General features: G+C 35.8%; 9 protein-coding genes. 7 read left to right on the top strand and 2 right to left on the bottom strand.

Annotation, left to right across the window (positions count from 1 at the left end; genetic code table 11):
- The first annotated feature begins 372 nt into the window (after positions 1 to 372).
- The 6 genes from AC5LWL_RS17455 to AC5LWL_RS17430 all read left to right on the top strand — a co-directional run bounded on the left by AC5LWL_RS17455 (position 373) and on the right by AC5LWL_RS17430 (position 7501).
- Complete coding sequence (locus AC5LWL_RS17455; RefSeq protein ID WP_493435496.1) at positions 373 to 1041, top strand: GntR family transcriptional regulator; 669 nt, start codon at positions 373 to 375, stop codon at positions 1039 to 1041.
- 181 nt (positions 1042 to 1222) lie between these two features.
- Positions 1223 to 2611, top strand: a complete 1389-nt coding sequence (gene allB, locus AC5LWL_RS17450) for an allantoinase AllB (RefSeq protein ID WP_493435495.1) — start codon at positions 1223 to 1225, stop codon at positions 2609 to 2611.
- A 261-nt stretch (positions 2612 to 2872) separates the two neighbouring features.
- A complete protein-coding gene (locus AC5LWL_RS17445) occupies positions 2873 to 4294 on the top strand; it encodes an NCS1 family transporter (RefSeq protein ID WP_493435494.1) in 1422 nt (473 codons plus the stop codon).
- An 848-nt stretch (positions 4295 to 5142) separates the two neighbouring features.
- Complete coding sequence (locus AC5LWL_RS17440; protein WP_493435493.1) at positions 5143 to 6018, top strand: aldo/keto reductase; 876 nt, start codon at positions 5143 to 5145, stop codon at positions 6016 to 6018.
- Positions 6019 to 6023: 5 nt separating this feature from the next.
- A complete protein-coding gene (locus tag AC5LWL_RS17435) occupies positions 6024 to 6812 on the top strand; it encodes an SDR family NAD(P)-dependent oxidoreductase (protein ID WP_493435492.1) in 789 nt (262 codons plus the stop codon).
- Positions 6813 to 6814: 2 nt separating this feature from the next.
- Positions 6815 to 7501 carry a cytidylyltransferase domain-containing protein gene (locus AC5LWL_RS17430; RefSeq protein ID WP_493436645.1) on the top strand — a complete coding sequence of 229 codons (687 nt, stop codon included), beginning with the start codon at positions 6815 to 6817 and terminating at the stop codon, positions 7499 to 7501.
- A gap of 325 nt (positions 7502 to 7826) precedes the next feature.
- Here AC5LWL_RS17430 and AC5LWL_RS17425 read toward each other — a convergent pair whose 3' ends face one another.
- Together AC5LWL_RS17425 and AC5LWL_RS17420 are read right to left on the bottom strand one after the other, a co-directional pair.
- Positions 7827 to 8972 carry a phytase gene (locus AC5LWL_RS17425; RefSeq protein WP_493435491.1) on the bottom strand — a complete coding sequence of 382 codons (1146 nt, stop codon included), beginning with the start codon at positions 8970 to 8972 and terminating at the stop codon, positions 7827 to 7829.
- A 584-nt stretch (positions 8973 to 9556) separates the two neighbouring features.
- On the bottom strand, positions 9557 to 12640 hold the full coding sequence (locus AC5LWL_RS17420) for an efflux RND transporter permease subunit (RefSeq protein WP_493435490.1): 3084 nt from the start codon (positions 12638 to 12640) through the stop codon (positions 9557 to 9559).
- Positions 12641 to 12738: 98 nt separating this feature from the next.
- Between AC5LWL_RS17420 and AC5LWL_RS17415 the strand changes: the two genes are divergently transcribed.
- Complete coding sequence (locus AC5LWL_RS17415) at positions 12739 to 13566, top strand: TetR/AcrR family transcriptional regulator (RefSeq protein WP_493435489.1); 828 nt, start codon at positions 12739 to 12741, stop codon at positions 13564 to 13566.
- The last annotated feature ends 240 nt before the right edge of the window (positions 13567 to 13806 follow it).

Here is a 13806-nt window from a genome sequence, read left to right as displayed (position 1 = left end):
TGCGCTCAATACTCTGATGGCCACTGATGCCACCCAACCTGTTCTTATTATAAATGAAAACGATTACAAATTCAAATTTTATTTAAAAATCTTCTTATATGTTTCATTTGTTAACGAATTAGTCATAGAAGACAAGAGTGGTGGGACAGTGAAAAACTAGGGAAACACAAAGTTATGTTAGAAGATGTGACATTAATAGTAAGGAAAAATAACTATTTATCAGAAAATTATTGAAAATCAAAATAATATGTAGTAAATTATAACATATAAATATTGTATACAATCTAGTATCCAAACAAAAATACAAACTCATCAAAATTGTATACCACCATATATCCCACTTGGTGTTGTAAAAAAGAAAGGGAAATTCGAATGAATGCAAAAGAAATAGAAATTTACCAAAAGATTAAACAAGCCATTATTCTCCAAAAACTGCGACCTAATATACAATTAGTGGAAAAAGAAATTGCGGAGTCATTTGGAGTAAGCAGAACTCCAGTCCGCAATGTACTTCGCAGATTATCTTATGAAAGACTGGTGAAAATTATTGAACATAAGGGGGCTTTTGTCACCTCCTCTTCTATGGAAGAAGCGAAAGAAGTATTTGAAATGAGACGAGTCCTAGAAGCACAGGCAGTTCGAAAAGCATGTCGCTTAGCAACAAAAGAGCAGCTGAGTGAACTCGAAGAAATGGTAGAAGAAGAACGAACTTCATATGAAGAAATGGATTACAGTGAGTCCATCCAAATGTCTGGTGATTTTCATTTGAAAATAGCCGAATTGGCAGGTAATTCTTATTTTTATCAATACCTTGAAGACTTAATTTCCTTAACACATGTCATTATTTCTATTTATGGAAAAAAACATGAAGAGAAACATGCATGCCTTCATCATCTACATATTTATGAAGCAATAAAACAAAGAGATGAAGATCTAGCTGAAAATTTAGCTATCAAACATCTGTTAGAAATGGAAGAAAACCTCCATTTCGATGAAAAAAATCAGATTTCAACTTCTTTATCCGATATCTTTCAACAATAGAAGCAATTTTAATAGCACAGACATCCATCCCAGCACAATGCACATCATAGCTCATGAAGAAGCAGAATTGCGAGACTGGCGAGACCTCCATGGAAAGTGAAGTGTATACCGGATGCGGACTTATTGAGAGAGCTAAAGCTTTTTTTCAGGGTAAATCAATGGAATATAGGAGTGAATTTACATGGAGTATGATCTTATTATAAAAAATGGAAAAGTAGTTTTCAGAGATGATATAAAAATGGTTGATATCGCAGTGAAAAATGGAAAAATATCTACAATTGCGGAAACGATTGATGGAGCTGCAAATCAGATAGTAGATGCTAGCGGTCAATATGTGATGCCAGGAATGATTGATACACATGTTCATATTTGTGAACCAGGGAGAACGGAATGGGAAGGGTTTGTAACAGGAACGAAAGCATTAGCTGCTGGTGGAACGACAAGCTATGTAGATATGCCGTTAAATGCGTTGCCAGCAACAGTCGACCGCAAATCGCTGCAATTAAAAAGAGAAGCGGCAAAAGGGAAAAACTATGTGGACTATGCATTTTACGGCGGGCTTGTACCAGGCAATCTCGATCAATTAGAAGAACTTTCTGATGAAGGAGTAGTTGCCTACAAATGTTTTATGGCAACATGCGGATCTGACATGCCGGAAGACTTTACAAATGTGGATGATTACACATTGTATACAGGGATGAAGCGCTTAGCCGAACTTGGACATATGTTGTCTATTCATGCGGAAAATGCTTTAATTACGGATCGGATGGCAGAATGTATGGTGGAAAAAGGAAAAACAACTGCAGCGGATTATGTGGCGTCCCGTCCAGTTTTTACAGAAGTGGATGCCGTGAAACGTGCGTTATTTTTAGCTAAAGAAACGGGATGTAAACTGCATTTTGTTCATATTAGCACAGAGGAAGCTGTAGAGGAAATTATGAAAGCGAGAAACGAAGGCCAAGATGTTACCGTTGAGTCTTGTCCACACTATTTTACCATTACGACTGCGCAATTTGAGGAAATTGGTCCGTTGGCAAAATGCTCTCCGCCATTAAGAGATGAAATAGAGCAAGAAAAACTATGGAATAAGTTAATAGAAGGAAAAATTGATATGTTGACTTCTGATCATTCACCATGTCCACCTGAAATGAAATACAGTGCAACAAATAATATTTTTGAAGTATGGGGTGGTATTACAGGCTGCCAGAATAATGTTGACCTTATGTTTGATGAGGCTGTTTTGAAGCGCAACATCCCAATTACTGATTTTACTCGAATGATTAGCTATAATCCTGCACAGCGTTTTCATTTGCCGATGAAAGGGGAGATTGCAGTCGGGAAGGACGGGGATATTATTCTTCTAGATCCTAATCAATCATATGTGGTGCAAAAAGAGAGTTTATATTATCGCCATCAACACAGTCCATATATCGGCAGAGAAATTAATTGCCGTGTAACGAAAACATTCGTCCGTGGAAATCTTGTTTTTGATGTAAATGAAGGCATACTGAATGAGCCTGTTGGACAGTTGGTTACATACAATAAAAAAGTTGAATTAATGACATCTTAAATTTCAAAAAAGTTAAAGAAATAACAGCGACATCCTTGTCGTTATAAAGTGGAATTTTCTTTACCACGGGGCATCTTCCTGTGTGGATGGTGAGTTGAGGTGTAATGAAACTAGATTAATAGAATCTAGTTATATATGGTAATGACGGAATATTTACAATTAAACGATTATTCATTGTGGGCTGACTTTTTTCTAGAAGCAGATCAAAGAGGAAAGACAGCCAGAATATAAAAAATACAAACATTAAAAAGGAGTGGAATTATGGCGACAAATTTGGGAACCGTAAAAGAAACAAAAACGCAAACAAGCACAAATGTGGATGAATCATTGCAGCCGAAAACAGAAAAGGATAGAACGGTAGGATCGTTAGCGTATATGTTTATGTGGATTGGCGATGGGATTAATTTAGGAAATATGACACTTGGAGCTAGTTTGATTGTGGCGGGAGCAGCAACGCTGAATGTATTTCAGACATTTCTCGCTGCTATCATTGCAATAGCGATTATTTCTACTTTTTTTGCTTTAAACGACAGGGTTGGATATAAAACAGGAATTCCTTATGTCGTTCAGCTTCGAATGTCATTTGGGTTGAAAGGATCGGTTATTTCCTCCTTATTACGCGGAATTCCAGCAATTATATGGTATGGGTTTCAAAGCTGGATTGGTGGTACTGCCTTGAATGAAATTGCCAAGATTATAACAGGAGGCGCCTTTGATAGTGTTGCAATTTGTTTTGTGGTGCTTCAAGTGATTCAAATTGTACTTTCTCTTTATGGTTTTCATGCTATTAAATGGGTAGAATCTCTAGCATCTATTGTCATAATGTTGGCATTGGTTTATGTATTTGGATTACTTTTAAATTCTCATAGTGACGTTATTGCTGAAAAATGGGTACATACAAAAGGTTCGTGGGGCTTGCCATTCTTTGCATTTATTATGGTGTTTATGGGTAATTATGCAGGGATTTTCTTAAGTGCAGCTGACTACTCCAGAGAATTAAAATCTGGCATCAGCAACAAAAAACGTGGGGCATTATACTTTTTTCCTATATTGATAGCATATGGGTTCGTGCTGGCAATTGGAGCAATGCTTGCATCTGCAACAGGAATTTCTAATCCGGTAAAAGCATTTGCAATCATCGTTGATAACTCTTATATTACATTTTTTGTATCAGCGTTTATCGTAATGGGTGCAATTGCAGTTAATATGGTGGCAAATATTATCCCACCAACCTATGTCATCACGATGTTGACGAAGTTAAAATACAAACCAGCGGTAGTGGTAACAGGACTGCTAGGACTTGTATCATTTCCATGGGTGCTTGTACAAGATTCTTCCGCAAAAGGACTAGGTATGTTTATTCTAATTTACTCTGCATTCTTAGGGCCGATTGTTTCGATAATATTGTTAGAATATTATGTAATTAGGAAACAAAAAGTAAATGTAGCAGACTTGTATAAAGAAAACGGACCATTCGCAGGCTATAATCCATGTGCCATCCTTGCCATGGTGATTGGTGCAGGAGCTGCTTTTATCGAGGTAGAGCTGGCGTGGATTATCGGTGTAGTTGTTGCAGGAATCTCTTATCTTCTGTTAATGAAATATGCATTCAAAGATTCAAAGTTTAAACAAGGTACAATTTTTGAGAGGAATGAAGTTCGTTCTAGTAAAAAAATAGGATGATTAGTAAAAAAGAAGTCTCTATTACTTTAGAGGATTTGGATGTTTTTTAGTTTGGCTTCCTTGAAAATAGGAATGGACTCTCAATGAGTTCGCAGCCTGCAAATACTTCGCTTTCCTACGGGCGAGCATCGAGCCTCCTCGTTCACTGCGGGGTCTCGTCTTTCTCTCATTCCCGCGGGAGTCTTCGTATATGCAGGCTGCTCTCTGCTTAAACTACAACAATCAACTAATGAATTTCTTAAAAGGCAGCAATTTTGTAAAAATACAAAATTGCTGCCTTTTTTTCATTCAATAAACATAAAATATTCAATAGAAAGTAGCGAAATAAAAAAGCTGAATTGGCCAATATATGGCTTTGAGATATTTGGGGGAAGTGATCCCACTTTTAACGGGCAGTAAGACCCCCGCACTGATGGAAGTTTACTTTATTAAAATATTAAGCGTGTTGCTTATCCAAAATTAGACAGAATTATCCTGTGAAACAGTAAGTAGCTTTTTTAACAAGTACATTTTACCTGTTTAGATTCGAATAGGATGAATCAGGACAAAAAACCAATCATAATGCACAAAAAGCATTACCATAATGGGGGCAGGCTCCAGAATGTAAAAAAACCTCTTTTAGGGAGTTATTGGTTAATCAACACGCTTGTTAAAATGTTTTTTAATTTTGCTGATTTTAAATATCTATTTTTTGTTAATTAGTAAGAGCCTTTTAACCAAATTTAGGCTGGATTCTCACTCATTAAAGGTAATTCATACGTATACTACTCATATGTATTCATGAAGTATATTGAATTGGAAGCGTGTAGGACGGAAGTAGATATATTTAAGACAGTGGGGTAATAGGGATGAAGTTAGCGTTGGGTACCGTGCAATTTGGCATAGATTACGGCGTCACCAATAAATTTGGAAAGACTTCTAGTGAAGAGGTAGCTAAAATATTAGATTACGCAAAAGGTAAAATATCGGTGATAGATACAGCTCCTTCGTATGGAACTAGTGAGCATATTCTCGGAATAAATATGATGGAAGGGTTTAATGTTGTAACGAAGACACCCCATATTCATCAAGACAATATCACTCAAGCAGATATTGAAGTAGTTGAAAGCGTGTTTTTCCAGTCGTTAAATACGCTAAAATTGCCTGCTGTTTATGGATTATTGATTCATAATTCAAATGATATGTTTAAACAAGGAGCAGATAAATTATTTGATAAGATTCATGAATTAAAAAGACAAGGATATATTGAAAAAATAGGGATTTCTGTCTACAGTCAAAAAGAAATTGAGTTGTTAACAAATCAATACTCCTTTGATATTGTGCAGGTTCCACTTAATGTTTTCGATCAACGTTTAGTTAAAAGTGGGACATTAAAAAGATTAAAGGAGAAGAAGATAGAAATTCATGCCAGATCTATTTTTTTACAAGGAATCTTGTTAAATGAAACCTCAATGTTAACGAATAAATTCAAAGAGCTGACGCCTTTATTAACAAATTATTTTACAGATTTGAAGAATAATCAATTAACAAAAGTAGAAGGGGCCTTATCTTTTATTGACTCGATAGAAGAAATTGATCAAGCCATTATAGGAGTCGATAATGTAAGTCAGTTAAAACAAATTTACCGTGATTATGAAAAAATTCAAGGGACGAAAGGCTGCTGTGTAGATTTTATGAAATACGCTTGTGAGAATGAAAACATGATTGATCCAAGAAAGTGGTGAAAAAAATGACGGGAAATATATTTTCACTCGAGAAGAAAGTCATACTTATTACTGGGGGATCAGGCTACTTGGGATCTGCCATGGCAGAGGCATTTGTTAAGTATGGCGGAAGAGTTTATATAGCAAGCCGTAACACGGAAAAAAATGGGGATTTCTCCAAGTATTTAGCAGATAAATATAAAACAGATGTATTTTATTTAAAAATGGATACGACAGATGCTTTATCTGTAAAAAAAGCTGTGCAATATATTATGTCAAATGAGAAGAAAATAGATGTCGTTGTAAACAATTCTTATAATGGAAAAACAGGTGAGATGCTGCATTGTACGGAGTCTGATTGGCTGTCTTCCTTTGATGGGTCTATCCATTCTACTTATAGGGTAGTAAAAGAAGTTTTGCCAATCATGATTAGTCAACAATCAGGAAGCGTTATTAATATTGCTTCCATGTATGGTGTTGTATCAGCAAATCCAGATATATATGGAGAATCAGGACAAAATAGTCCTCCTCATTATGGTTCTGCGAAAGCGGCAATCATCCATTTTACGAAATACCTCGCTGGGCATTATGGGAAGGATGGGATACGTTTTAATTGTATTTCACCTGGACCATTTCCGAATGAAAATACACAAAAGCAAAAAGACTTTATTGATCAACTTAGTAATAAAGTTCCGTTGGGGAGAATAGGAAAACCGGAAGAACTCCAAGGGATTGCCGTACTATTAGCATCAGATGCATCGAGCTACATGACTGGACAAAACATTTGTGTAGATGGAGGATGGACGATTTGGTAAAGGTGGCAGGTATTATCCAAGCGCGCATTTCATCCAATCGAAACCCTGCTAAAGCAATGCTTGACTTAGAAGGGAAGACCATTTTAGAAAGAGTAGTAGAACGTGTAAGATTATCCACTAAAATCGATGAGATATGGATTGCCACATCAGATCAAATAGAAGATGATTTAATTGAAAATAGTGCAAAAAAAATGGGGATTAAATGTTTTCGAGGCAGTTTAAATAATGTGTTAGATCGTTTTTATCATACATTAACTAGTACAGATGCTGATTTAGTCGTTAGAATTACGGCAGACAATCCGTTGACGGAGCCGAGGCTGATTGATAAAGCAGTTTCCTGCTTTATAAATAGTGATAGTAATATAGATTATATTGGGTATAGGAAAGTTCCAAAAGGCTCTGGCGTAGAAGTTTTTACACGGGAAAGTTTTATGAAGCTGGCACAATCAGCTGATTTAACTTCTTATGATAAAGAACATGTGACATCTTATTATTATCATAATCAAGAGAAATTCAGTGTGAAATTTCTAACAGATAAATATACAGAAAAACAAGCGTCAATGGAAGTTAGCGTTGATACACTTGCTGATTATGTAAAGTTGGTTTCTATTTATAAAATACTCGAAGAAAAAAAAGTGGACGTCTCAGACTATTTAGATAAAGCGTTAAGTATCATTTTAGATAACTAAGAGGTTCGTTTAATTATTGCTAATGACATTTTCTAAAGCTAGATATTGCAACTGAACGTGGCTTTTATTATAGTTGCACCATAATCTATTTACTAGTAACCTGCGTAGCTAAGCATGAACTTATTTGCTGCGCTTCTTGTTTATACAGATGGAAATTCGATTTGCAGTGTTTGTAAAAGGAAAAAGGAGAATGAACTAATTTTAAGCAGATTCGAAATTTCAGCTAATATGTTATAGGGCGTTTATCCATTCTTTTTCATTTATAAAGAAGATATGCTTTTCCCTCGTACGTTAAAGTAATTTGGGAAAAGCACTATATTAAGAATTAATGCTTCGAGCGGTCAACCAGTTTACGAGGATTGACCTGGTATTTTTTATCGAGTGTTCCGTTTAAGGGTTTGATGATTTTTTCTGAAGAAACAATCTTGAAATTCTGATTGCGTTTTTTTCCGTTGTCCATATTTTCATCATCTTGTGCAACGAAAATACCATAAGGATATTCTTTGCCAAGCCCGTAGCCTAGTACATCAATTCCATCTGTATGGCTTGTTCCATCTATTTTTTTGCTATTTCCAATTTGAAAATCATTTTTATATTTATTGTTTCCTTGACGTTCATATACAGCATATTTGCTATCCCCTTGGCTTGATGCCATTAAATAGCCTTTTCCATTCGGCGCATAATACATGGTTAATCCTTCAATATCTGCGCTTAAATGTTTTCCATTTGCTTTATCTACAATTGTTCCTTTCTTGCCGCCGGTTGGTTCTGCATTAAATTTCCAAATAGCTACATCTTCTTCTGCAATATATAAGCTGCCATACTCATCATCTGCTACTAACCCTTCCGTTTGTGTGTTTAGTTTAAAGGAGCGTACTTTTTTTCCTGTCACTTTACCGCTCGAATTGCCAACAAGTTCATATTGTTCAAATTCTCCGTCTTTTCCAGTTAACATGGCGTAAAACTTACCTGTTTTTTGACTATGATAAAATCCGAATCCATAAACTTCACTTACAGCAGAAAGGATAGGATGTTTTGGATCCACGATATTTTTTAATTTGCCAGTATTGCCATCAAAGGAATAAATCTCCACGTTATTTTTTCCTTCTGATCGATTTGTTGCACCAACAATATCTATTTTTTTCCCCTTAAGTTTAAAGTTATAACGTAAATCAACATTGTTTAATTCTCCAAAAGGGTAGGATTGTATTAATTTCCCTTTTAAATTATAAACATTTAATCCTGATTTCTTGTTAGTTGTAATCAGTTTACTTTTTTCTGTGTTGCTTGGATGTACCCAAATAGCTGGGTCATCTGCGGCATCATCAGTTGATTGAACAGGCTGTGTTTCTGCTGTTGCTGTCACGGCAAAATTTTTAGTAGTTGTTTGTGCATGAGTAGCTCCTGTGAAAGAAGTAGTTAAAATTCCAAAAGTTAATGTAGATGTAAGTATAGATTTTGCTAAATTCATTTTTATCCCCCTATGTAGTAGTTTGAACAGTTTAAATTTAGCATCTCTTTGTTAAGTGTATATTATGTGAGTGTAAGTATTCATATTTCAAGTAGTGCGCGGGGAGAAGCGCGCGGAAAAAACGAAAGGAACGCAACGCGGAATTAATCGGAGGAACGCGGGTAAAAGGAGAGGAACGCGGAATTAATGGGAGAAACGCGGAAAAAACGAGAGAAACGCGGAATTAATCGGAGAAACGCGGAAAAAACCGTAGGAACGCGGAATTAATCAGAGAAGCGCGGAAAAAACGAGAGGAACGCGGAATTAATCAGAGAAGCGCGGAAAAAAGGAGAGGAACGCGGAATTAATCGGAGAAGCGCGGAAAAAACGGAAGGAACGCGGAATTAATGGGAGAAGCGTGAGAAAAAGGAGGGAGTATACGAAAAAATAGGCGATTTCCACACAGTAAGCTGTGGAGTTGGTTCTTGTTTTTGAATCAAATAAGCTTTTTGCATTTGTTTGCCTATTTTCAGAAAGGTTCCTTGCCTTAAATTTAATCTTCTATATAAAAAAGCCGTGCAAGGGTGTCTTGCACGGCTTTTTTATTAGTTTTCTTCTACTACTTTACGATTTTTCTTAAATAGTTTTGATAATATTTCGTAAACGATTGGTACAACAACTAATGTTAATAATGTGGAGCTTATTAAACCGCCGATTACAGTAATCCCAAGACCTTTTGAGATTAAACCGCCGCCGCCTGATCCGATAGCTAATGGAATTAACGCACCGACTGTCGCGATTGCTGTCATAAGAATTGGACGCAAGCGTGTTGCTCCGGCTTCTAGAACCGCATCACGCATATTCATGCCATCACGTTCCATGTGAATAATACGGTCTACAAGTACGATGGCGTTTGTAACAACGATACCGATTAACATTAATAGACCCATCATAACAGATACAGAAATGGTTTCACCGCCGATTAATAAACCAACAAATGAACCAATTACCGCAAATGGAAGCGAGAATAGGATGGCAAACGGCGCGACTCCTTCACGGAATGTTACAACAAGGATGAAGTACACGATTGCGATTGCCGCAAGCATTGCTGCACCAAGCTGTGTAAAGGTTTCAGTCATGTCAGCAGATACACCGCCAACATCTTGTGAAACTCCTTTAGGTAAATCTAATTTATCCATTTTTTTACTTACTTCAGAAGTTGTTTTTGAAATATCATCTGAAGTAATGGTTCCTGAAACAGATGCATAGTATTCGCCTTTACTGCGTGCAAGAGTATTTAAAGTTGTGCCTTTTTCTACTTTTACTAATTCTGAAAGTGGTATGGATGTACCTTGTGCTGTCGGTACTTGTGTATCTAAAATGTCATCGATTGATTTTGGCTGTGCAGCTTGTTCCTGCTGTACGATCACATCTAAAGAGTTGCCGTCCTTTTCAACCGTTGTTAAAACATCTTTAGTTCTTGTTGGGCTTAGCATCATGACAATTTGACCTGTTGTTAGGCCATGCTGCAATAACTCATCTTGTTCTACTTTGAAAGTATATTCTACATATGCATCTTCTGCACTTGAACTAACATCTTTCAAACCGCTATTTTCCTTCAAGACATCTTCTGCCATATTGACAGCTTGATTTAATTTATCTAAATCTTCACTATAGAAGGAATAGCTGACTTCATTTGTTGAGCCTGACATAGAAGTGAAGTTTTGGCTTTTCCATTCGCCAGATTGACCAATATCTTTTACGTATTTTTCAATATTTTCACGAACTTTAGGGAAATTATCCATATCTGGATCAAAGATTAGGTACATTAGCGCACCGCCAGCACCGCCGCCCATCATTGCTGACATTTGATCCGCTTCATCATTTAAGGATAATTGAACGGTCTTAATATCATCCCGTTTAAGCATTTTTTCTTCTACTACTTTAATGTTTTTTAGTGTTTCATCTTTTAGCTCGCCAGCTTCTGGAGTGTAAGTTAAATACATGACTTTATCTTCTTCACTGCCCATAAAGCTGAATCCAATTAATGGTGTTAAAGCTAAGCTTCCTGCTAATAAAACAACAGCGATGATAGAGGTAATTATTTTATGATTAAGCGCCTTTTCAAGAACACCTTTATACCATAAAGATAATTTGCCTGTTTCTTTGTGATTGCTTTCTGTTTTTTCACTATATAATTTTTTCTTGAATAAAAAGTGAGATAATGCAGGCACAATGGTAATCGCTACAAGTAAGGAAGCACCGAGTGCAAATGTCATGGTTAATGCGAATGGCGCAAATAGCTCACCGACCATACCACCAACGAAAATAAGTGGTGCGAATACTGCAACCGTTACTAAAGTTGATGACAAGATTGGTTTAAACATTTCAACTGTTGCTTCACGAACAAGTGCCTGGCCGGTCAATTTCTCTTCTTTTAGATGCAATCGACGATAAATATTTTCAACTACTACGATCGAGTCATCGATTACACGACCGATGGCAACGGTGATAGCACCTAGGGTCATAATATTAAGGGTTATATCCATCCAGTTCAGTAGAATGAATGCCATAAAAATGGATACTGGTATGGAAACGATGGATATGATGGTTGATTTAAAATCGCGTAAGAACAGAAGAATAATTAATACGGCGATTAGACCACCAAATAATGCTTTTTCAATCATAGTGGAAATAGAGTCTTCTATTGGAGCTCCTTGGTCCACTGTTATATCAATGGAAAGACCATCGATTTTAGCTTTTTCATCTTTCACAAGGTCTTTCACTGCATTTACAACATCTACAGTGTTTGCTTGTTGACTTTTCACAATTTGAATCGCAATAGCATCTTTGCCGTTTGTACGAGAAACGGATTCTACTTTACCAACCACTTCGATTTTGGCGATATCGCTAAGTTTTACAAATGGTGATGGGTTTTGTTCAGACGGAGTTACTGGGATTAGCATATTTTTCAATTCATTAGCTGTCATGAATTTACCATCAACTGCAACCGCTTCTTCCCCTTCGTCAAATTCATAAAGTCCTAATGAAACTGCTAGGTCGCTTGCTTGAATCATTTCCTTGACTTTGTCTTCCGTTAAGCCAAGTTGAGCCATTTTTTCTTTGTTATACGTTAAATCTACTTCTTCCACATGCTGACCGGAAATAGTTGCAGAAGCAACACCATCAATTTTTTCAATTTTTGGCAGGATTATATCTTCTACAGTTGAAGTTAAATCTACAATGCTTTCTTTAGAACTACTAACACTTAATGCAGCAATTGGCATCATGTTCATGCTGATTTGTGTAACAGTAGGCTCTTGTGCACCTTCTGGAAGTTTTATTCCATCTAATGCTGATTTTAATTCACGTTTAGCTTCATCCATATCTATTCCATATTCGTATTCCACTTGAACGTTGCTCATGTTAGAATAAGAATTTGAATAGACTGCTTTCACGTTTTCTAAATTTTCCACGGCTTTCTCTAAAGGCTTGGATATATCCTCCATTACCTTTTCTGGAGTGGCCCCAGGATATACGTCCATTACTGTTAAGTAAGGAATTGTGATATCGGGAATTGTTTCCATGTTCATACGTGTACCTGAATAAATTCCAGAGACAGTAATAATAATTGTCAATAGCCATACTGCCAACTTATTTTTCAGGACAAAATTTACTATACCTTTCACTATTACACCTTCCTTTAATTGACTATTAAAGCTTATTTATTTATAATAGTGACTAATGAGTCAGTTGTCAACAACATGGCCTAGGAGTGGAAAACAAAATGATGAAAAAACAACTAATTATGGAAAAAGCACTGGAGCTCTTTGCAAAACAAGGCTTCGAAGCCACTTCCGTTCAGCAAATAACAGAACAATGCAGTATTTCAAAAGGTGCTTTTTATTTATCATTCAAATCGAAGGATGAATTGATTTTATCACTGATAGACCATTTTATGCTGCGCATTACATCAGATATTGACCGTGTAGTCAAAGAAAAAAAGGAAGAGGATCTTTTATTTGAGTTTTATTATGTAATTTTTTCTTCTTTTTATAAGTACTCTGATTTCACCAAACTCTTTATGAAAGAGCAGACACATTCGTTTAATCAAGAATTTATTATAAAGATTCACTATTATGACAGCTTACTTGAGAAAACGATTCTTTTTTTAATTGAACGTTTATATGGAAGCGATTTAATTACAAAATATGATATTGTTTACAGTATGAAAGGATTTTTGAATATATATTCGCATCTATTTTTATTTTCTAATGTACCTTTTGATTTGGAAGTATTGTCGCAATCACTTGTGGAAAAGACAAATTTGCTGGCTAGGCATACTAATACCACATTTTTAACAAAGGAACTATATCAAAAAAGTAAAAAGATGATAAATGATAAAGAAATGAAGGAAGAAATCATCGAAAATATTCAAAAGAAAATAGAAGAGATGGAAGAATCCGTTGAACAGGAATCATTAATTCTATTGAAACAGCAGTTACTTGAACGAACGTTTAGTCCAGCTATCATAAAAGGGTTGTTGGAAAATATAAGAACGAATCCTAATTGCAGATGGATTAGCTACTTGCTGCGCAGTTATTTTAAAATATAAATAAAATAAGAGTCGGTTTTGTGCATAGTTGCAGTTTATATTTCAAAAGACGAACAACTTAATTAAAGTTAAGTTGTTCGTCTTTTGTGTTGGAATAAATATGTTTAAGTGATAAATGATTAAAGTTGCAGACAATTTTATCTCCCTCATATAATAATGGGAATATAGCCTCCACGGGTAGCTGCAAGGATGGGATTTGGTTTAATTTCCATCGTACGTAATCCTAAAGTATTTTTAATG

Source organism: Niallia sp. WK069_GA_01, assembly GCF_983173855.1.
The sequence above is the reverse complement of the archived record's forward strand: the minus strand, read 5'-3'. Positions and strand labels throughout refer to the sequence as shown.

What these genes read in the sequence shown, in the direction of transcription:
- AC5LWL_RS17425 (WP_493435491.1), bottom strand. Translation starts at nt 8,972, where the DNA reads ATGAATTTAGCAAAATCTATACTTACATCTACATTAACTTTTGGAATT.
- allB (WP_493435495.1), top strand. Translation starts at nt 1,223, where the DNA reads ATGGAGTATGATCTTATTATAAAAAATGGAAAAGTAGTTTTCAGAGAT.
- AC5LWL_RS17435 (WP_493435492.1), top strand. Translation starts at nt 6,024, where the DNA reads ATGACGGGAAATATATTTTCACTCGAGAAGAAAGTCATACTTATTACT.
- AC5LWL_RS17455 (WP_493435496.1), top strand. Translation starts at nt 373, where the DNA reads ATGAATGCAAAAGAAATAGAAATTTACCAAAAGATTAAACAAGCCATT.
- AC5LWL_RS17440 (WP_493435493.1), top strand. Translation starts at nt 5,143, where the DNA reads ATGAAGTTAGCGTTGGGTACCGTGCAATTTGGCATAGATTACGGCGTC.
- AC5LWL_RS17415 (WP_493435489.1), top strand. Translation starts at nt 12,739, where the DNA reads ATGATGAAAAAACAACTAATTATGGAAAAAGCACTGGAGCTCTTTGCA.
- AC5LWL_RS17445 (WP_493435494.1), top strand. Translation starts at nt 2,873, where the DNA reads ATGGCGACAAATTTGGGAACCGTAAAAGAAACAAAAACGCAAACAAGC.